The organism is Streptomyces sp. CA-135486 (assembly GCF_050936555.1).
GTDB lineage: Bacteria > Actinomycetota > Actinomycetes > Streptomycetales > Streptomycetaceae > Streptomyces.
In genome coordinates this window covers 2,318,366-2,337,585 of the sequence record NZ_JBNJMM010000002.1, presented here as the reverse complement: position 1 = coordinate 2,337,585, position 19,220 = coordinate 2,318,366, and the positions used below count along the sequence as shown (strand labels likewise).

Here is a 19,220-nt window from a genome sequence, read left to right as displayed (position 1 = left end):
CCGGTGTTCCCCTTCACCAGGAGAATCGAGGCGGTATGACCACCGTAAGTTCCAGACCCGAGACACTCGTCGGGTCGCCCCCCGAGGCGGTGGCCACGCATCAGCCGGCCATGCGCCTGCGGGAGCTCGTCTTCGGGGCGGCCGGCGCGGCCGCCGTACGGGCTGCCGCCCGGCTCGGCGTCGCCGACGCGCTCGGCGAGACGCCCGCCACGGCCGATGAGCTCGCGGCCGCGCTGAACACCGAGACCCAGCCCCTGCGCCGGCTGCTGCGCACCCTGTCCTGCTACGGCGTCTTCGCCGAGACCGAGGACGGGACCTTCGCCCATACGGACATGTCCCTCATGCTGCGTGAGGACGATCCGGGCAGCCTGCGCTACATCGCCCTGTGGTGCACGGAGCCGTGGACCTGGGACGCGTGGCCGCGTCTCGACGAGGCGGTACGTTCCGGCGGCAGCGTCTTCCAGGAGCTGTACGGCAAGGGCTTCTTCGAGTATCTGCACCAGGACGCCCATGAGTCGGCCCATGTCTTCAACCGGGCCATGACCACTTCCAGCATGCAGTCGGCGCTTGATGTCGCCGCGCTGCTCGACCTCACCGGGGTCCGCGTGGTCGCGGACATCGGCGGCGGGCAGGGGCATGTGCTGGCAAGCCTGCTGGAGAAGCACCCGGATGTCCGCGGCACCCTGCTCGATCTGCCCGACGTGGTGGCGAAGGCGGACCCACGGCTGCGTACCGGCGGCTCGCTGGCCGAGCGGGTGCGTATCGTCCCCGGGGACTGCCGCGAGGACATCCCGGTCGAGGCCGATCTGTACATCATCAAGAACATCCTGGAGTGGGACGACGAGTCCACCCGCAGGACGCTGGCGAACGTCGTCGCGGCGGCCCGTCCCGGCGCCAGGGTGGTGGTCATCGAGAACCTCGTCGACGACACCCCCTCGATGAAGTTCACCACCGCCATGGACCTGCTTCTGCTGCTCAATGTGGGCGGCGCGAAGCACTCCAGGGCGAGCATGGTGGACCGGATGGCGAAGGCGGGCCTGCTGGTCGACGAGATCCGTCCGGTGAACCCGTATCTGCACGCCTTCGAGGCCGTCGTGCGCGGCTGAGCGAGAGTGGCAGGGAGCACGAAAACGCCCCGGGCCCGGCTGAAGAGCCGGGCCCGGGGCGTTCGTCGGTGGTCTCAGGCAGGTCAGCCACGCTCCCAGGTGTAGAACTGACGGGCCATCGCGTCCTTCGGACTGCGCCAGGTCTCCGGGTCGTACGGGCTGACGAAGGCCTGGAGCCGGTCGCTGATGTCCTTGAACGCAGGATGCTCCGTCACCTTCGCGATCGCGGGGCCGGGAGGCTGCTCGGACTCGATCAGATGCAGATACACATCGCCGAACTGGAAGAGGCTGCGCCGGGTGACCCCGACGAGGTGCGGCAGTTCGCCGTTGTCGGAGGACGCGAACAGCTTGGCGATGTCCGGGGCCGACTCCGGCGCCATACGGGCGACGATCAGAGCTTGGTGCATCGTGGGGCTACCTTCCTTCCTGAACTTCCTGGTCCGGCCGTTCTTCCTGGTCCGGCCTGCCTGGCCCTGCGCTGACGCCGCTCAGTTGGCGGTGACGCCGGCGGCGCGGCTCTCACGGTCGCGCTGCTCGATCTTGTCGCGGATGAGCGCCATCTGGATCTTGGAGTTGCGGTTGATGTTGTCGGTCATCCAGTCGTCGTCGACCGGGGCGTCCGGCTTCATCGCGAAGTCCTGCGTCCAGTGCATGCGCGTGCCGCCCGGGACCTCCGAGTACTCCCAGTGGATGTCCATGTGCTGGAAGGGGCCCGTCTCGACGCGGCGAGCGCGTACGCTCCGGCCCTCGCGGTCGGTCGTACGCTCCGAGACCCAGCTCCAGACCGTGCCGTTGTCGTCGGGGTGCATGGTGAGACGGAAGGTGGTGGTCTCTCCCCGGCGCTCCAGGATCTCCACCGAGGCGTACTCGGTGAACAGGCTGGGCCAGTTCTCGATGTCGTTGGTGATGTCCCAGACGAGGTCCAGGGGGGCGGCGACGGTGATCTCGTTCTCGGTGTGTCCGGGCACGTCAGGCTCCGCTCATGAGGGTGTTGTTGACGAGGTCGAGGAACTCCTGCGGGGTCTTGCAGCGATCCGCGTCGGGCGGCAGCGGGCGGCCGTGCCGGTTCTCCAGCTCGCCGACGATGCCGAGCAGGCCCAGCGAGTCGAGGCCGAACTCGTCGAAGCGGGAGGTGGGCCGGCTCGCGAGGTCGACGGGGTCGACGGTGAGGCCGGCGCCCTTCTTCATCAGGGCTGCCAGCTCTTCGATGGTCAGTCGGTCGGACATGAGGGACTCTCCTTCTACTCGGGGGTGTCGGTGGTGCCGCGCAGTACCAGCGCCGCGTTGGAGCCCATGAGGCCGCGGCTGAGTACCAGTGCCGTGCGCAGCTCCGCGGGACGGGCCCGGTCGGTCACGACGTTGAGGTCGTGGCAGACGTCGAAGACGTTGGGCGTGGGCGGCAGGAGGCCGTGTTCCATGGCCAGCACCGCGGCTGCCGTATCGAGCACGGGCCCTCCGCAGTACGCCCGTCCGGTACCGGTCTTGGGCGCCGTCACCGGTACGCTCCTGCCGTGTGCCCCCAGCGCGTCCGCGATCGCCAGCGCCTCGGCGCGGTCGGCCGCCGGCACGCCCAGCGCGTCCGCGAAGACCACGTCGATCTCCTCGGGCGCGCAGCGGGCCTCGGCCAGTGCCCCGCGGATCGCCTGGGCGAGTCCCTCCCGGGACTGCGCCCACCGGGAGGGCCCGGTGAAGGTCGCGGCGTGGCCCGCCACCAGGGCACGGACCTTGGCGCCGCGCCGGCGCGCCGACTTCTCCTCCTCGACCACGAACATCGCGCCGCCCTCGGCGGGCACGAAGCCACAGGCGTCGGAGGTGAAGGGCCGGTAGGCGCGCGCCGGGTCCTCGCAGGTGCTCAGGTCCTCGTAACCGAGCTGGCAGACGACCGAGTACGGCGCCAGGGGCGCTTCGGCCGAGCCGACCACAACCGCGTCGGCTCCGCGCCGTATCGCCCGCGCGGCATGGGCGAACGCGTCGAGTCCGCCTGCTTCGTCGCTGGCCACGACGCCGCAGGGTCCCTTGAAGCCGGCCCGGATCGATATCTGGCCGGTGCTCGCGGCATAGAACCAGGCGATGGACTGGTACGGGCCGACGAAGCGTGAACCCTGACCCCACAGCCGCTGCAGTTCGCGCTGTCCGAACTCGCCGCCGCCGGACCCGGCGGCGGTCACCACGCCCACCGCGAACGGCGATTCCTCGCAGTCCGCGCGGCTGAGCCGGGCGTCATCGAGTGCGAGATCGGCCGCGGCCATGGCGAAGTGCGTGAACCGGTCGGTCTGGACGAGATAGCGCTCCTCGATGAGCGCACCGGGATCGAAGTCGCGCACCTCACCCGCGACCTTGAGGGGCAGCTGCTCGCACCCCTCGCGGGTGACCCGGTCCAGGACGCTGATGCCGCCCTGTGTCGATTTCCAGAAGACCTCGGTGCCTGCCCCGTTGGGGGCTATGACACCTATGCCTGTGACGACCGTCTGCCGGGCTGTTCGGGAGCTCATGATGTCCTCCCTTGAGGTCGGGTCATGACAACCGCGGACTGGAATCCGCCGAATCCGCTGCCGACGGAGAGCACGCTGTTCAGCTTCCGGGGGCGGGCGGTGCGCGGCACATAGTCCAGGTCGCACTCGGGGTCGGGGGTCTCGTAGTTCGCCGTCGGCGGCACCACCTGATGCGCCATCGCCAGGACGCAGGCGACGAGTTCGATGGCTCCGATGGCGCCCAGCGAGTGGCCCACCATGGACTTGATCGAGCTCATGGGCGTCTTGTAGGCGTGGTCGCCCAGTGAGCGTTTCACCGCGGCCGTCTCGTGCCGGTCGTTCTGCTTGGTGCCCGAGCCGTGCGCGTTGACGTAGTCGATCTCCGTACGGTCGATACGGGCGTGGTCGAGGGCGGTGTCGATGGCCCGGGCCATCTCCAGGCCTTCGGGGGTCAGTCCCGTCATGTGGTAGGCGTTGCCGAAGGTGGCGTAGCCCCCGAGTTCGCAGTACACCCGCGCGCCGCGGGCCCGGGCGTGTTCCAGCTCCTCCAGCACCAGGACGGCGCCGCCCTCGCCCATGACGAACCCGTCCCGGTTGGCGTCGAACGGCCTGGAGGCATGGGCGGGGTCGTCGTTGTTCGGCGAGGTCGCCTTGATCGCGTCGAAGCACGCCACCGTGATCGGGGAGATGGGCGAGTCCGACGCGCCGGCTATGCACACGTCGGCCCGGCCCTCCTCGATGGAGTGGAAGGCGTAGCCGACCGCGTCGAGTCCCGAGGTGCAGCCCGTCGAGACGGTCTGCACCGGGCCGTGTGCGCCGACCTGTTCGGCCACCGCGGAAGCCAGCGAGCTCGGCGAGAACGCACGGTGCAGATGCGGTCCGGCCGGGCGGTGGTCCACGTCCCAACGGGCGCCGGACGCGCTGACCTTGACGTAGTCGTGCTCCAGGCGAGTGGTGCCGCCGACCGCGGTGCCCAGGGACACCCCGATCCGCCAGGGGTCTTCCTTCTCCCGGTCGATGCCGGCGTCGCGTATCGCCTCTTCGGCGGCCACCAGCGCGAACTGGATGTACCGGTCCTGGCGCGCCACCTGGTCCTCGTCGAGGCCGTGGGCCGCGGGGTCGAAGTCGACCTCGGCGGCGATGCGCGAGCGGAAGCCCTCCGGGTTGAAGAGCGTGATTCCGCGCGTCGCCGTACGGCCGCCTGCGAGCAGGTCCCAGAACGCCGGGGCGCCTACTCCTCCGGGGGCGACGATACCGACCCCGGTCACCGCCACCCGCCGGTTCACGAAACGGCCCCAGTCCGTTCCGGCGGCCTGCCCTGCTCGGTGCTTTCCGAGGGCTCGGTGACCTCGGTGTCGACGTGCCCGAGCTCGGGGCGCGGGGCGAGCGGGCCGAGATGGAAGACCATGCGGGCCTCCACATCGCCGACGTTGCGGAACCGGTGGCGCACATTGATGGGGATCAGGAGGCCCTGGTCGGGCCGCATCGGGTGCGCCTTGCCATCCAGGTCCACCTCGAGGAGCCCCTTCACGACGTACACGAACTCCTCGGAGTACGGGTGGTAGTGCTCGCCGATGAACTCACCGGGCTGCACGATGGCAAGGCCCATGAATCCGCTGGTTGCGCCCACCGCGGTGGGGGTGAGCATGGCGCGCAGGTCTCCGCCGCGTCTGCGGTTGGGCTGGGTCTCACTGAGATCCACGATGCGTGGGGGGTGCGTAGTCATGGCTGGTTCCTCCTGGTGCAGTGCTCCCGACGGCTTCGCCGCGCGGCCGGGCCGGACGTTTCGTTCAGGACTCGGGCGGCGCGGACCGGTCGGTGATCAGTTGCATGTCGGAGTCCGCGAGGAATCGCGACATCTCCTTCTCGTTGCCGAGCACGCCGTCCTCTCCGCCTGCGATCAGCCGGGCGAGGGTGGCCGCCTTGCGGGGACCGGAGACCGCGAGCGCCAGGGCGGGCCGGTCTTCGAGCCGCCCGTTCACATCGATGAGCCGGACGACGATGTCGTCGCGCTGGAAGATCGTGCTGCTCGCGATGGGGCTGTCGGGGCCGTCGGCCGCCGCCGCGTCCTGCTGGGCGAGCAGCCGGGCCAGCGCCATGCCGCAGCCTTCCTTGGCCGGGTAGTACAGCGCGTGCCGCTTGAGCGAGGCCGAGTACTGCCCGTCGGCCGCCACATGGTGTACGGCGGGCAGTGCGGCCCGGGTGAAGAACATCCGGGCGGAGTTGGGGTCGTTCAGGTCCCGGTCCTGCTCCAGATACGGGTTGATGGCCTCCTCCACCTCCCTGACCTCGGGCTGCCTGGCCACATGGCGCAGTGCCGCGAGCAGGTCGCCCTGCACCTCGATGGCCCGTACCACTCGGTTGCCGTGCATGAAGAGCGAGGTGCGGCGCAGCCGGGTGTTCTCGTCGACGCGGGCCGCCGGCGAGGTGTACCCGGAGAGGATCTTCGCGACCTTCTTCTCGCTGCCCGGCTTGACCGTGAAGGTGAGGGCGTGCCTGACCACTCCGTCCCCGAGGCGGGGCGATGCCTGGAGCCGGCCCTTGAGCTCCTCGGGTGAGGAGATGTGGGCCTTTCCGGTCTCGCGCAGAACGCTGAAGCGCAGCGAGCGGGTGTCCCGTACGCAGCTGTGCAGCGGCTGGACCGTCTCGACGTGCTCCTCGCTGTTCACCCAGGCGAGGAAGGGCGGTGCGCTCTCCCATTCGCTGGTGATCAGCCACTGGGAGGGGTTCTCGATCGACTGGCACAGCTGGTCGCTGATGTGGCCGGGGACCGAGGCGACCTGGTTGCGCAGATGCTCGTACGCCTCGAGGAACTCCTTCTGCGCACCGTCGTGGAGGTCCAGCAGCAGAACGACTCGAAGCCTGGAGCCATCGAATGCGGACTGCGATATCCGTTCCGACAGGGTTGTCATCTCTCACACTCCTTTGCGACACCGCGCGGCTCAACGGCCCTGCGGATACGGACGGTCCGCCTCCCGAGACCGGGGGGCGCTCACGAAAACGATCGTGGTCCGGTACTTCGACTGGCGCGAGAGCTGAGAACCAAGCGGGTGAATGGGCGAGGCAACCGGTGCCGCACAGGGCATGGAAGTTTCATCCCACAAGGGCGGCAGGAGCTGGAGCTACGGATGGAAGAGCACGTCGGAGAATTCGTGGAAAGTGCCGATCGCGTACCGGTCCTCATCGTGGGAGGTTCCCTGGTGGGCCTGTCCACCTCGGTGTTTCTGGGCCGCCACGGCATCAGACCTGTGCTGGTGGAGAAGCATTCGGGCACCTCGACGCACCCGCGCGGCCGCGGCATGAACGTACGGACGATGGAGCTGTTCCGGGGCGCCGGTGTGGAGGAGGAGATCCGGCAGGCCGCGTCGGTGCTGGCGGACAATCACGGAATCCTGCAGGCGGGCTCGCTGACCGGCGACGACCAGGAGTGGCTGTTCAAGGAGATCGACCCGGGCGGCGCGCTGAAGCGTTTCAGCCCGACCACATGGTGTCTGTGCAGCCAGAACGACATCGAGCCCGTGCTCATGGCCCGCTCCCGCGAGCAGGGCGCCGACCTGCGGTTCTCCACCGAACTGCTCTCGTTCGACCAGGACGCGACAGGCGTCACGGCGGTCGTGAAGAACCGGGAGACCGGCGAGCACACCACCATTCGGGCGGACTATCTGGTCGCGGCCGACGGGCCGCGCAGCCCCATCAGGGAGCAGCTGCAGATCGGGCAGACCGGCAACGGCGACCTGTTCCACAACGTGAGCATCACCTTCCGTTCCCGGCAGCTCATCGACGTGCTGGGCGACAGGCGCTTCATCGTCTGCTATCTGACCAAGCCGGACGCGGACGGGGCCCTGCTGCCGGTGGACAACCGGGAGCAGTGGGTCTTCCACGCGCCCTGGCACCCGGACCAGGGCGAGACCATGGAGGACTTCACGGACGAGCGCTGTGCGGACCACATCCGCAGGGCGGTCGGAGCGCCCGCACTGGACGTCGAGATCACCGGCAAGGCTCCGTGGCACGCCGCCGAACGGGTCGCGGAGCGGTACTCCGGCGGCCGGGTCTTCCTGGCCGGCGACTCGGCCCACGAGATGTCCCCGACCGGGGCGTTCGGCTCCAACACCGGCATCCAGGACGCGCACAACCTGGCCTGGAAACTCGCGATGGTGCTGGACGGCTCGGCGGCGCCCGGGCTGCTGGACACCTACGGCGAGGAGCGGCAGCCGGTGGCCAGGGCGACGAGCGCGCGTGCCTCGGTCCGCTCGGCGGAGCACAGCCACCCGGGTTACGCGCCCGCGAACACCCCCGCCGGCGGCGGGGGACGGCCGGGCGGCATCCTCTCGGTGGCGATGGGGTACGGCTATCCGCACGGCGCGGTCCTGGGCGTCGACCCCGGCCGGCCGGTCGTTCCGGAGCGGATGCAGCTGACGGGCGACCCGGGCACCCGGTCCCCGCACATGTGGGTGACGAGGGCGGGCGGGCGGATGTCCACGCTCGACCTCTACGAACGCTCGTTCGTGCTGCTGAGCGCGGAGGGCACGGCGTGGCGGGCGGCGGCGCGGAAGGTCGCCGAGCGGTTGTCCGTACGGCTGGACGCATACGCGATCGGTACGGGCCACGACGCCGATCTGGTCCCCGAAGGCGATGCCGACTGGGCCGAACTGCACGGCACGACGGCCGACGGCGCGCTGCTGGTACGTCCGGACGGGTTTGTGGCATGGCGGTCGCAGGAGGCCGTGGCCGATCCGGAGCGGGAGCTCCACGACGTCATGAGCACGGTGCTGCGCCTGGCCTGAGTCCGTTTCATGAGCCGGTTTCGGGAGCCGGTTTCGGGAGTCCCTTGCGCCGTCCGGGCGGTGCAAGGGACTCACTCGTGTGGTGAACACACCCGGCCCGGCGACGAAAGTTGTCGCGAACGCGTCGCGCTTGCCCCGTCCGGGCTCTACGGTGCGCAGATAGCTCTGCGTATGCGGGAGGTGTAGAAAGAGGACATGGCCGCACGCTACGGCCGCCCGCGCTCGGTTCTGAGAATGCGAACCGTCGCAGGTCAGGTCTTTCTCCTGCAGGTGGCGATCGTGGTGTTGCTGGTCGCCGCCGCCATGGTGGCCCTTGTGCTGCAGTCCCGGTCCGACAGCGAGCGCGAGGCCCGCAACCGGTCGGTCGCCGTGGCCCAGACGTTCGCCCATTCGCCCGGCATCGAGGCCGCGCTGAAGAGTCCCCACCCGACCGTGGTGCTCCAGCCACTCGCCGAAGAGGCCCGCAAACGCTCCGAGGTCGACTTCATCGTCGTCCTCGACACCGATGCAATCCGCTATACCCACCCCAAGCCCGACCGCATCGGCAAGAAATTCGTCGGCAATGTGGAGCCCGCGCTGGGCGGCGGCATCGTCACCGAGAAGATCAACGGGACGATCGGGCCGCTCGTGCAGGCCGTCGTGCCGGTCATCGGCCGCAACGGGGATGTGGTCGGCCTGGTGTCCGCCGGGATCACCATCGAGCATGTCAGCGGCGTCGCCCAGGACCAGTTCCCGCTGCTGTTCGGGGCCGCCGGGGCAGTGCTGCTGGTCACCACGGGCGGCACGGCACTGGTGAGCCGGCGGCTGCGCCGCCAGACCCACGGTCTCGGCCCCGCCGAGATGACCCGGATGTACGAGCACCACGACGCGGTGCTCCATGCCGTACGGGAGGGCGTGCTCATCGTCGGCGGCGACGGGCGGCTGCTGCTCGCCAACGACGAGGCGCGCAGGCTGCTGAACCTGCCGACCGACGTGGAGGGGACCGCGGTCACCGATCTCGGTCTCGACCCGGCCACCGCCCGTCTGATGGCTTCCGGGCGGGTCGTCACCGACGAGGTGCACTTGGTCGGGGACCGGCTGCTCGCCGTGAACCAGCGTCCGACCGACCAGGACGGCGGGCCGCCGGGCAGCGTCGCGACGCTGCGGGACACCACCGAGCTACAGGCAGTGAGCGGCAGGGCGGATGTGGCGCGGGCGCGGCTGAAGCTGCTCTACGACGCGGGCACGGAGATCGGCACCACCCTCGACGTGGTGCGCACCTGCGAGGAACTGGCGGAGTTCGCCGCAGCCCGGTTCGCCGACTTCGTCACTGTCGACCTTGTGGAGGCGGTGCTGCGCGGCGAGGAGCCGACGCCGACGTCGGGCGCCGTCCCGGAGATGCGCCGTATGGCCTTCAGGGGTCTGCGGGAGGACACCGCGCTCTACCCGCTGGGCAGGCTGATCCGCTTTGCGCCGTCCACCCGGCTGGGCTTCGGCATCGGCAGTGGCGAGGCCGTCCTGGAACCGGATCTGGCCGCCTTCTCCGGATGGCAGGAGCAGGACCCGAAGCGGGCCCGCAAACTCGTCGAGCACGGAATCCACTCGATGATCGCCGTGCCGCTGAAGGCGCGTGGGGTGGTTCTGGGCGTAGCCATGTTCTGGCGCGCCCAGAAGCCCGAGCCGTTCGAGGTGGAGGACCTGTCGCTCGCCGAGGAACTGGTCGCACGCGCGGCCGTGAGCGTCGACAACGCCCGCCGGTACACCCGCGAGCACACCATGGCGGTGACCCTGCAACGCAGCCTGCTGCCGCGCGTCCTGCCGGAGCAGAGCGCCATCGACGTCGCCTACCGCTATCGGCCCGCGCAGGCCGGTCTCGGCGGTCTCGGGGGCGTCGGCGGGGACTGGTTCGACATCATCCCGCTGCCGGGCGCGCGGGTGGCGCTGGTGGTGGGCGATGTCGTGGGCCACGGACTTCACGCCGCGGCGACCATGGGCCGGCTGCGCACGGCGGTCCACAACTTCTCCAGCCTGGATCTGCCGCCCGACGAGCTGCTGTGGCACCTCGACGAGCTGGTCACCCGCATCGACCAGGACGAGGCGGACGACGGCCCGGACGCCACGGACGCGGGAGTGACCGGGGCGACCTGCCTCTACGCGATCTACGACCCGGTCAGCGGCCACTGCTCGATCGCGCGGGCCGGCCACCTCCAGCCGGTGATCGTCCAGCCGGACGGCGCCGCGGTCTTCGCCGATGTGCCCGGTGGCCCGCCGCTGGGACTGGGCGGGCTGCCCTTCGAGACCCTGGATCTGCACCTGCCCGAGGACAGCCGCCTGGTCCTGTACACGGACGGGCTCGTCGAGGACCGCGACCGCGACATAGACGACGGCCTGGCCCTGCTCCGCGGCACTCTGGCGGACAACGCCGACCGGAGCCCGGAGGAAACCTGCGAGGCGGTCCTCAAGGCGCTCCTGCCGGACAACCCGCGCGACGACATCGCGCTGCTGGTGGGCCGTACGCAGATACTCGACTCCGGCCGGGTGGCCGAATGGGAGGTACCGCCGGACCCGTCCGCGGTGGGCCGGGTCCGGGCGGCCGTGACCGCCACGCTGGCCGAGTGGGGCCTGGAGGAAGAGGCGTTCACGACGGAGCTGATCCTCAGCGAGCTGGTCACCAACGCGATCCGGTACGCCTCGGGCCCGATCCGCGTACGGCTGATCCGTGACCGCAGCCTGATCTGCGAGGTCTCGGACCACAGCAGCACATCACCGCATCTGCGCCAGGCGGCGACCACGGACGAGGGAGGCCGGGGCCTGTTTCTGGTCGCGCAGTTCGCGGACCGCTGGGGCACCCGGTACACGTCAGACGGCAAGGTCATCTGGACGGAACAGCCGCTGCCGTAGCAGCGGGCCGGGCACGGAGTGTGCCGCGCCCGGCCCCGTTCCTGGCCGTCAGGCGGAGTCGGTTCCCGGGCGGCGCCTGAACCACCACACGGTGAAGCCCGCGGCGATGACCGCCACGGCAGCGACGACAGCGATCGCGACCCCGTTGTCGGCGGCGTCGTCCTTCTCGGCCGTCTCGGCCGTCTTCCCGCTCGGCGCGGCGGCCGCCTTCGGCGGAGTGGGAGTGGGTGAGGGTGTCGGCGCGGCCGAGCTTGCGGTCGCACCGGGGGCCGCGGGCTTCAGGGCCAGTACCGGAGCCGGGTTCTCCGGCTCCTCGCCGCCGCTGGGGAGCTCGATCCAGCGGTCGACCTTGCCGTCGCCGTAGGTCTCGATGGTCTTGAAGACGAGCGACTTGGCATCGGGCAGCTGCTTGACCGTGATGCTGTGCACGGCGTCCGTGCCGGTGGCCAGCGCCTTGCCGCCGACGGTGTAGCCGCCCTGGGACGGCGTCAGCTTCCAGCCCGCCGGAGCCTCCTTCAGGCTCACGGCGTCCGGGGTGATGCCCTCGGGCAGGACGATCTGGAGCTTGGCGATGCCGGCGGTGTCCGACTCGGCCTCGGAGGTGAACGTCAGCGTCACGTTCTGCGCCAGGGCGCGGGGGTCCGAGGCATTCACCTCGGCATGGGCCGCGGCCGGTCCGGCCACGGCGAGCACGGCGGCGAGAGCCGCGGTGGCCGCGAACGCTGTCCGCCGGGTGGCGGCGCGCAGGGGGAAGGTACTCATGGTCGTGGGTCAACTCCTCGAAGCGAACGGTCATGGGTGGGACGGCGACTGCCCATGACCGGGAGGGCCGCGGCGGACCACGACATGCGCGAGGACGGCGTACGGGGGCGTCCCTGCGGCCCGGCGCGGCCGGGCCGCGGCGCGCGTGGCGTCGGCGCCCGGGCAGGGATGCGTACGCAGCCGGCCGAGCCAACGCGCCACGGTGGCCCGGACGGTGGCCGCGAGCTGGTCCAGGAGCCGTGGGAGCGAGTCCAGTTGGTCGTCCGCCTGCTGGAGCAGCACCGCCACGGCCACGGCGGCCAGCGTGTGCGCGAGGAGCATCACGGCCGCGCCCGGGTGTACGCCGTGCTCGCCGGAAACGAGGTGGCCGGTGCCGTGCGGGGTGCCGTGCCGGTCGGGTCCGGCCTGCGCCAGCACCTCGTGGAGGACCAGTTGAGCGACGCACGTCGCGCTCACGACGGCGGCGAGGGAGCGCGGCCGCGCGGCCCAGGGCAGCGCGCCGAGGAAGGCGGTACCTGCCGCGAGGACCAGCAGCCGCCAGGCGACGGGCTCGCCCGACGCGACATGGTGACCGGCACCGGCGAGACCCGCACTCGCGACGGCGAACACACCGGCCCGAGCGCTCCGCACGCTCCACCGGGCGCGCGGCGCGCTGCGGGTGGAGGGAGGGAGGATTCGCGGCATGCCGGGGCCATCATTCACGAGATGGGGCGGGTGGGTGTGCGGTCTTGGACATCCGCGGCGGGCTTGTTCCCCGGGGCTGCGCCCCGGACCCCGAACGCGACCTTCGGCCGCGACTTCTCAATCGCCGGACGGGCTTGTTTGTCCGGCCTGAACTCAATCTCGGCCGGGCAAAATCAAGCCTCTCCGGCGATTGAGGAGATGGGGGTCCCCCCACGCCCGCAGGGCGTGGGGGGCGGGTACGGGGGCGGAGCCCCGAAAGGCGGGGTCCTGGGTGGAGCCCCGGTTCAGGGAAGGGGCGGGGTGGGGGAAGACCCCGCCTCCGGTGCCAACCGGCGGCCGCACCGCAGGTTCCACCGCCCCGCCCGCCCGCTCAGTTCCGTCAGCGTCAGTGGAGCCACATCCAGGCGCCAGAACACCTCGGGCGCCAACCCCAGCCCCCACACCACCGCCGCCCGGACCACCGTCGGCTCCACCACCGCCAGCACCCGTCCCGCGTCCAGGGAGTCCAGCCAGCCGCCCACCCGCGCGCACAGCGCCACCAGCGATTCGCCGCCGTGCGGCGCGGCCGACGGGTCGGAGTGCCAGGCCGACACCGCCTCCGGCTCGCTCGTGCTCACTTCCTCGAGGCGGCGCCCGCGCCAACGGCCCATGTCCCAGTCGCCCAGTTCCTCCGCGACCCGCGCCTGCGCACCCAGCTCCGTCGCCGTCTCCCGGCAGCGCGCGGACGGGCCGCTCAGGACCCGGTCCGCGCGCGGCAACGCGCCAGCCACGGCGCGGGCGCGGCGCACCCCCGCCCCGTCCAGCGGGCCGTCGCCCGCGAAGCGGACCTCCCGCAGCGCCGCGGTCGTCGCAGGTGAGATCAACATCACCCGTAGCGTCATGGCGTACGTTCCTCTCCCCAGGCGGGCCATGCTCCAAGCACATCACGGCCGTTCAGGCGCCCACGCATGCGCCCGTGCGCCGTAGCGGTGCGGGCCCGCAAGCGGTACGGTCTCGTGGACATGACGACGGTGTGATGGAAGTCCGGTGAGAATCCGGCACGGTCGCGCCACTGTGAACCAAGGTTCCCCTGTGGGAAACGCGGGAAGTCAGACCCAGCACCCTCGTCTCAGGCACCACGATCGGGACGCGTGTTCCCCCAGGAGGTTCTGCCATGGCACAGTCTGCCGCGCCCGCCATCGCCGCACCGGCCATCACCCCCATCTCGCTGAAGGCGATCGCCCCGTGGGCACTCTTCTTCGGCATTCTGATGCTGGTTCTGCTCTACTTCGTCGGCGCCGAGCAGGGCGCCGTCTCCGTCATCTCCGGTGAGAACGTGCACGAGTGGGTCCACGACGGACGCCACCTGCTCGGCTTCCCCTGCCACTGATACCTCCTGGGGAAGATTCATGAACTCCATATCTGTAAGAGCCCTGCTGGTCCGCGGCATGATCGCGGGCCTGATCGCGGGTGTCTTCGCACTGGCCGTCGCGTACACTCTCGGCGAGTCCCCCGTGGACGCCGCCATCGCCTTCGAGGAGTCCCACAGCCATGAGCACGGCGGCGAGGAACTCGTCAGCCGTGCCATGCAGTCCACGGCCGGCCTCGCCACCGGTGTGCTGGTCTTCGGCCTCGCGATCGGAGGCATCGCCGCCCTCGCTTTCTGCGTCGCGCTCGGCCGCATCGGCCGGTTCGGGCCGCGCGCCACGGCCGCCCTGGTCGCGCTCGGCGCGCTGCTGAGCGTGTACGTCGTGCCGTATCTGAAGTACCCGCCGAACCCGCCTGCCGTCGGTGACCCGGAGACGATCGGCCAACGGACAACGCTGTACTTCCTGATGATCCTGCTGAGCGTCCTGCTGGCGGTCGCCGCGGTGATCCTCGGCAAGCGGCTGGCTCCCCGGCTCGGCAACTGGAATGCGACCGCCGCCGCCACGGCCGCATTCGTGGTGGCCGCCGGTCTTGCCTTCGCCTTCCTGCCGTCGTTCAACGAGGTGCCGAAGGACTTCCCGGCCACCGTGATCTGGGAGTTCCGGCTGGCCACGCTTGCCGTCCAGGTGGTCTTCTGGGCCCTCTTCGGGCTGGCCTTCGGCCACCTCGCCGAGCGGCTCCTGACTCCGGGCGCCGCCACGGCGTCCGGAGAAACGGGCACCGCGTCCGAAGGGACGGGTACGGCCTCGCGTACGACCGCCGCCGCGGGCTGACGCACGGCGCCACCACTGCGAGAGCCCGCCGGGGCATCCCCGGCGGGCTCTCGCATGTGCGCTCAGCCGCTCTGGGCGGCAGCGGCGGGCAGCGACACCTCGAAGCGGCAGCCGCCCGTGACATTGCGTACGTCGGCGTGCCCGGCGTGCGCCTCCACGATGCCGCGGACGATGGCGAGGCCAAGACCCGCGCCGGCCGGGGGCGTACGGGCCTGGGTTCCGCGCCAGCCGGTGTCGAAGACGCGCGGGAGGTCGTCCTCGGGGATGCCGCCGCAGCCGTCGGTGACGGAGAGGACCACCCGGTCCTCGCGGCGCTCCGCGGCGACGGCGACCGTGCCGTCTGCGGGCGTCCGGCGGATCGCGTTGACGAGAAGGTTCGCCAGGACGCGGGTCATCTCCTTGCCGTCCACCTCGACCGGGATCTGCTCCACCCGGTCGCCCACGAGGCGTACGCCGTGCTCGCGTGCGAGCGGGTCCGCGCCCGCCAGCGCCTCCCCCACCAGGTCGTACACCGACATCCGGGTCGGGGTGAGAGCCAGGGTGCCCGCGTGGATGCGGGAGAGCTCGAACAGGTCGCCGACCATGGAGTTGAGGCGGTCGACCTCGGTACGGATCTGGCGGAAGTAGCGCTCCGGCTCCAGTACGACGCCGTCCTCCAGGGCCTCGGACATCGCGCGCAGCCCCGCCAGCGGGGTGCGCAGGTCGTGCGAGATCCAGGCGACGAGCTCGCGGCGGGAAGTCTCCAGGGCGCGTTCGCGTTCGCGGGACGCGGCGAGCCGGTCGCTGGTGGTGGCGAGCTCGCGGCTTAGAGCGGCCAGTTCGGCGGTGGACGCGCCGTCGGGGGCGGCGAAGGCGCCGCCGTCGCCGAACGAGCGTGCCGCCAGCGCGAGTTCGCGGCTGCGGGCGACGACCCAGCGCCCGAGAAGCAGCGCGGTGGCCAGCGATACGACCGCCGCCATCGCGACGACGGTGGTGACGACGGTCAGGTCGTGCGCGGACAGGAACATCGCCTGGGCGACGGCGAGGGTTCCGGCGAGCATGGCGGTGACCGCGACGGCGGCGACGACGGTGAGTGAGACGGCAACGGACCGGTGGCGCAGCAGGCGCAGGACCAGTGCGCCGACGAGGCCGACGGCGCCGGCCCCGAGAAAGGCGAAGAGGGCGATGAGAAGCATGTCGCTCACGATGATCAGGCCTCTTCCCGCGGCAGCGCGCTCCGGCCCGGCGGCACGTCGAAGCGGTAGCCCACACCCCACACCGTCTGGATCAGCCGCGGTCTGGCCGGATCGTCCTCGATCTTGCCGCGCAGCCGCCGTACATGGACGGTGACGGTGGACAGGTCGCCGAACTCCCAGCCCCATACGTCCTGCATCAGCCGTTCCCGGCCGATCGCCTGCCCCGGGTGCCGCATCAGATGCGCGAGCAGGTCGAACTCCCGCAGGGTCAGACCCAGTTCCTGCCCGTCCTTGGTGGCCCGCCGCGCCGCCGGGTCGAGCACGATGCCCGCCGCGACCAGCCGTGGCCCGGTCCGCCGCTCGGCCGCCGCGCCGCCCCTGCGCAGCACGGACTCGACACGCAGCACCAGCTCGCGCGGGCTGAACGGCTTGGTCACATAGTCGTCCGCCCCGATTTCGAGCCCGAGGATCCGGTCGTCCTCGTCGCCGCGCGCGGTCAGCATGATCACCGGTACGGCGGCGAGCGTGCCCGCCCGGAGCCTGCGGCACACCTCGAGGCCGTCCATGCCCGGCAGCATCAGATCGAGGACGACCAGATCCGGTACGCGGTCGGCGGCGAGCCGGAGCGCCTGGGGCCCGTCGGCGGCCCGGTCCACGGTGAAGCCGGCACGCTCCAGATAGCCGGTGACGACTTCGGCGACGGTCGGATCGTCGTCGACGACCAGAATGTTGTGCATACCGCCAGTGTCCTCGTACGGAGCGCGGTACACGGGACGGACCGCCTTACGAAACTGTGACGCCCCCGAGAACCGGGTCGGGCAACACCCCGGACGTCCGATTCGTTCAAGACCGCAGGTCCGGGCCCTGCCTACGGTGAGGTCATGACTCCACGACTCGACGCGATCGGCCTCGTCGTCGCCGACATGGCCGCCTCTCTCGCCTTCTACCGCCGCCTCGGCCTGGACATCCCCGCCGACGCCGACACCGCGCCCCACGCCGAGGCCACGCTTCCCAGCGGGCTGCGCGTGCTGTGGGACACCGAGGAGACCATCCGCTCCTTCGACCCCGAATGGGCCCGGCCCACCGGTGGCGAACGCGTGGGGCTCGCCTTCCTCTGCGACAGCCCCGCCGAGGTGGACTCGGTCTACGCCGAGCTGACCGGCGCCGGACACAAGGGGCACCTCGAGCCCTGGGACGCCGACTGGGGACAGCGTTACGCGCTCGTACTGGACCCCGATGGCTGCGCCGTGTCGCTGTTCGCGAACGCCACATAGGTCCCGAGCGTGATTCCGGCCAGATCGCGCATTTCACGGGCCAGATGTGCCTGGTCGGCACAGCCCGCGCCGAGTGCCGCCTCGGCGTACGGCACCGCTGCCCGTACGAACGTAAGCGCCCGCTGCAGCCGCAGCACCCGGGCCAGCGTCTTGGGCCCGTACCCGAAGGCGTCCAGGGAACGGCGGTGCAGCTGGCGGGCGCCGAGGCCGACCGCGTCGGCCGCGCCTGCGACCGTGCCGCCCCGTTCCAGGCGACGGACCACCTCGCCCAGCAGTGGGTCCGGCGGTCCGGCCGCTGCCGCCCTGTGCAGCGCCACGGCCTCCAGCTCCGCCACCCGGTCCGCGGCCTCGTCGATGCGCTCGGTGAGGCGGCGGGCCTCGGCCGCGCCCCACAGATCGGAAAGGGCCACCCGCCGGTCGCGCAGCTCGTGCGCCGGTACGCCGAGGAAGACGGGCGCGGTGCCGGGCGCGAAGCGCACCCCCACGTACCGCACGCCCCACACGTCGGGGACGTACCCATGAGTGTCCGGTCCCGCCACGAGGAGGCGGCCGTCGGCCCAGAGCAGATCCATACAGCCGTCGGGCAGGACCGGGCGTACCGCACCTGTGCGGGCGGCGGGGGCGTCCTCCGTCCGGGTCCAGACGACGGCGCCTTCGAGCAGCGACGCCCGTTCCTCGTACATGACAGTGAGGCTAATCGCTCCCGTACGCCCCGGCATTGATCCGGACGGGGCGCCTGCGCCGCGGCTACTCCTTGGGCTCCTTGCCGTGGTCCCGCCCGGTGTGCAGCCGGGACTTCACATCGTCCGGCGGCAGGAAGCGCGACCACCGCTCCGGGAACTCGGACGGCATGTCCCCGCCCTCCTCGTCCTCGGACTCGCCCTCTCCGAAGACCCTGACCGCCTCGGCCCGTGCCAGGAGCTGCGCCGCATGCGCGGCCCGCGCGCGCTCGTTCGCCGCGCGTGCCGCCGCCGTGGCCACCGACGGCCAGACGCGGTCGATCGCGGCGTTGACCGCCGCGCCCACCAGGACCGCGAAGGCGGAGATCCCGATCCACAGCAGGACGGCGATGGGCGCGGCGAGGGAGCCGTAGATCGTCGGGCCCTCGACCGTGCTGGTGAGGTAGATGCGCAGCAGGAAGCTGCCGAGGACCCATATGGCGAGCGCCACCAGCGCGCCCGGCACGTCCTCGATCCACGGCGACCGCACCGGGACCGACACGTGGTACAGCGTGGTCAGGAAGGCGATCGAGAGCAGGATCACCACCGGCCAGTACAGGACCGAGACGACTTCCGTGCCCCAGGGAAGCAGCTCCACCACCCGGTCGGGACCGACCACCGCCAGCGGCAGCACCACCGCGCCGATCAGCAGCGCGACGATGTAGAGGAGGAAGGCGAGCAGCCGGGTCTTGACGATGCCCCGCTGCCCGTCGAGCCCGTACATCACGGTGATGGTGTCGATGAAGACGTTCACCGCCCGCGATCCCGACCAGAGCGCGATGGCGAAGCCGATGGAGATCAGCTCGGGCCGCTTGCCCTTGGTGACGTCCGTCAGGAGCGGTTCGGCGATGTCGTGGACGCCCCGGTCGGACAGGACCGTGCGGGCGGCGTTGAGGATGTTCTCCTCGATGGAGGCGACGGTGTTGGTGTTCGTCCAGCCGTCGACGTATCCGAGGAGGCCGATCATGCCGAGGAGCAGCGGCGGCAGCGACAGCAGGGTGAAGAACGCCGCCTCGGCCGCGAGGCCCAGGATGCGGTACTCGATGGCCGAGTTGACCGTGTCCTTCAGCAGCAGCCATGCCATCTTCCGCTTGGAGACGTTGCGGTAGAGGACTCTGGCCCGGTGGAGTCGGCCCGATGGCCGCTCGGGTGTTTCATTTGCTGCCTGCACCTCCTTACCGTATC

The 19,220-nt window shown here is 71.0% G+C and carries 20 protein-coding genes; 6 read left to right on the top strand and 14 right to left on the bottom strand.

What is annotated here, in order from left to right:
* The first annotated feature begins 35 nt into the window (after window positions 1–35).
* A complete protein-coding gene (locus ACQEVG_RS30015; RefSeq protein ID WP_432989529.1) occupies window positions 36–1,106 on the top strand; it encodes a methyltransferase in 1,071 nt (356 codons plus the stop codon).
* 83 nt (window positions 1,107–1,189) lie between these two features.
* Here ACQEVG_RS30015 and ACQEVG_RS30010 read toward each other — a convergent pair whose 3' ends face one another.
* The 7 genes from ACQEVG_RS30010 to ACQEVG_RS29980 form a co-directional block, all read right to left on the bottom strand.
* Entirely contained in the window at window positions 1,190–1,513 is a 324-nt protein-coding gene (locus ACQEVG_RS30010) for a TcmI family type II polyketide cyclase (RefSeq protein WP_432989527.1), read from the bottom strand.
* 81 nt (window positions 1,514–1,594) lie between these two features.
* Window positions 1,595–2,074: an SRPBCC family protein gene (locus tag ACQEVG_RS30005; RefSeq protein WP_432989525.1), complete on the bottom strand. Its 480-nt coding sequence runs from the start codon at window positions 2,072–2,074 to the stop codon at window positions 1,595–1,597.
* Between the two features lies 1 nt (window position 2,075).
* A complete protein-coding gene (locus tag ACQEVG_RS30000) occupies window positions 2,076–2,333 on the bottom strand; it encodes an acyl carrier protein (protein ID WP_432989523.1) in 258 nt (85 codons plus the stop codon).
* A gap of 14 nt (window positions 2,334–2,347) precedes the next feature.
* Window positions 2,348–3,598: a ketosynthase chain-length factor gene (locus ACQEVG_RS29995; protein WP_432989521.1), complete on the bottom strand. Its 1,251-nt coding sequence runs from the start codon at window positions 3,596–3,598 to the stop codon at window positions 2,348–2,350.
* On the bottom strand, window positions 3,595–4,863 hold the full coding sequence (locus tag ACQEVG_RS29990) for a beta-ketoacyl-[acyl-carrier-protein] synthase family protein (protein WP_432989519.1): 1,269 nt from the start codon (window positions 4,861–4,863) through the stop codon (window positions 3,595–3,597). Before ACQEVG_RS29990 ends, ACQEVG_RS29995 begins: the two co-directional genes overlap by 4 nt.
* The gene (locus ACQEVG_RS29985) at window positions 4,860–5,303 is read right to left on the bottom strand and encodes a cupin domain-containing protein (protein WP_432989517.1); all 444 of its coding nucleotides are present in this window, start codon (window positions 5,301–5,303) and stop codon (window positions 4,860–4,862) included. The genes ACQEVG_RS29990 and ACQEVG_RS29985 overlap by 4 nt, the downstream gene beginning before the upstream one ends.
* Window positions 5,304–5,367: 64 nt before the next feature.
* Window positions 5,368–6,489 carry a SchA/CurD-like domain-containing protein gene (locus ACQEVG_RS29980; RefSeq protein WP_432989515.1) on the bottom strand — a complete coding sequence of 374 codons (1,122 nt, stop codon included), beginning with the start codon at window positions 6,487–6,489 and terminating at the stop codon, window positions 5,368–5,370.
* 216 nt (window positions 6,490–6,705) lie between these two features.
* On the opposite strand from ACQEVG_RS29980, the gene ACQEVG_RS29975 reads away from it, so the two are divergent.
* On the top strand, window positions 6,706–8,361 hold the full coding sequence (locus ACQEVG_RS29975; protein WP_432989513.1) for an FAD-dependent oxidoreductase: 1,656 nt from the start codon (window positions 6,706–6,708) through the stop codon (window positions 8,359–8,361).
* Window positions 8,362–8,556: 195 nt separating this feature from the next.
* Complete coding sequence (locus ACQEVG_RS29970) at window positions 8,557–11,241, top strand: SpoIIE family protein phosphatase (RefSeq protein WP_432989511.1); 2,685 nt, start codon at window positions 8,557–8,559, stop codon at window positions 11,239–11,241.
* Between the two features lie 48 nt (window positions 11,242–11,289).
* On the opposite strand, the gene ACQEVG_RS29965 is transcribed toward ACQEVG_RS29970, so the two are convergent.
* From ACQEVG_RS29965 to ACQEVG_RS29955, 3 genes are all read right to left on the bottom strand, one after another.
* Complete coding sequence (locus ACQEVG_RS29965) at window positions 11,290–12,003, bottom strand: DUF1775 domain-containing protein (RefSeq protein ID WP_432989509.1); 714 nt, start codon at window positions 12,001–12,003, stop codon at window positions 11,290–11,292.
* A gap of 30 nt (window positions 12,004–12,033) precedes the next feature.
* Window positions 12,034–12,687 (bottom strand): hypothetical protein, encoded by a 654-nt coding sequence (locus ACQEVG_RS29960; protein ID WP_432989507.1) that lies wholly within the window; start codon window positions 12,685–12,687, stop codon window positions 12,034–12,036.
* A gap of 284 nt (window positions 12,688–12,971) precedes the next feature.
* Window positions 12,972–13,568 (bottom strand): histidine phosphatase family protein, encoded by a 597-nt coding sequence (locus tag ACQEVG_RS29955; protein ID WP_432989505.1) that lies wholly within the window; start codon window positions 13,566–13,568, stop codon window positions 12,972–12,974.
* 272 nt (window positions 13,569–13,840) lie between these two features.
* Between ACQEVG_RS29955 and ACQEVG_RS29950 the strand changes: the two genes are divergently transcribed.
* Complete coding sequence (locus ACQEVG_RS29950; RefSeq protein WP_432989503.1) at window positions 13,841–14,056, top strand: CbtB domain-containing protein; 216 nt, start codon at window positions 13,841–13,843, stop codon at window positions 14,054–14,056.
* 19 nt (window positions 14,057–14,075) lie between these two features.
* The gene (locus ACQEVG_RS29945) at window positions 14,076–14,867 is read left to right on the top strand and encodes a CbtA family protein (RefSeq protein ID WP_432989501.1); all 792 of its coding nucleotides are present in this window, start codon (window positions 14,076–14,078) and stop codon (window positions 14,865–14,867) included.
* Window positions 14,868–14,929: 62 nt separating this feature from the next.
* Here the strand turns inward: ACQEVG_RS29945 and ACQEVG_RS29940 are convergent, their stop codons facing one another.
* Together ACQEVG_RS29940 and ACQEVG_RS29935 are read right to left on the bottom strand one after the other, a co-directional pair.
* Window positions 14,930–16,051 carry a sensor histidine kinase gene (locus ACQEVG_RS29940; RefSeq protein ID WP_432989499.1) on the bottom strand — a complete coding sequence of 374 codons (1,122 nt, stop codon included), beginning with the start codon at window positions 16,049–16,051 and terminating at the stop codon, window positions 14,930–14,932.
* Window positions 16,052–16,056: 5 nt separating this feature from the next.
* Window positions 16,057–16,779, bottom strand: coding sequence for a response regulator transcription factor (locus tag ACQEVG_RS29935; RefSeq protein WP_432989497.1), 723 nt, complete (start codon window positions 16,777–16,779; stop codon window positions 16,057–16,059).
* A gap of 144 nt (window positions 16,780–16,923) precedes the next feature.
* Between ACQEVG_RS29935 and ACQEVG_RS29930 the strand changes: the two genes are divergently transcribed.
* On the top strand, window positions 16,924–17,316 hold the full coding sequence (locus ACQEVG_RS29930; RefSeq protein WP_432989495.1) for a VOC family protein: 393 nt from the start codon (window positions 16,924–16,926) through the stop codon (window positions 17,314–17,316).
* Here the strand turns inward: ACQEVG_RS29930 and ACQEVG_RS29925 are convergent.
* Window positions 17,256–17,999, bottom strand: a complete 744-nt coding sequence (locus ACQEVG_RS29925; RefSeq protein WP_432989493.1) for a DUF6597 domain-containing transcriptional factor — start codon at window positions 17,997–17,999, stop codon at window positions 17,256–17,258. The genes ACQEVG_RS29930 and ACQEVG_RS29925 overlap by 61 nt on opposite strands.
* A 64-nt stretch (window positions 18,000–18,063) precedes the next feature.
* On the bottom strand, window positions 18,064–19,206 hold the full coding sequence (locus ACQEVG_RS29920; protein WP_432989491.1) for a YihY/virulence factor BrkB family protein: 1,143 nt from the start codon (window positions 19,204–19,206) through the stop codon (window positions 18,064–18,066).
* Window positions 19,207–19,220: the final 14 nt, after the last annotated feature.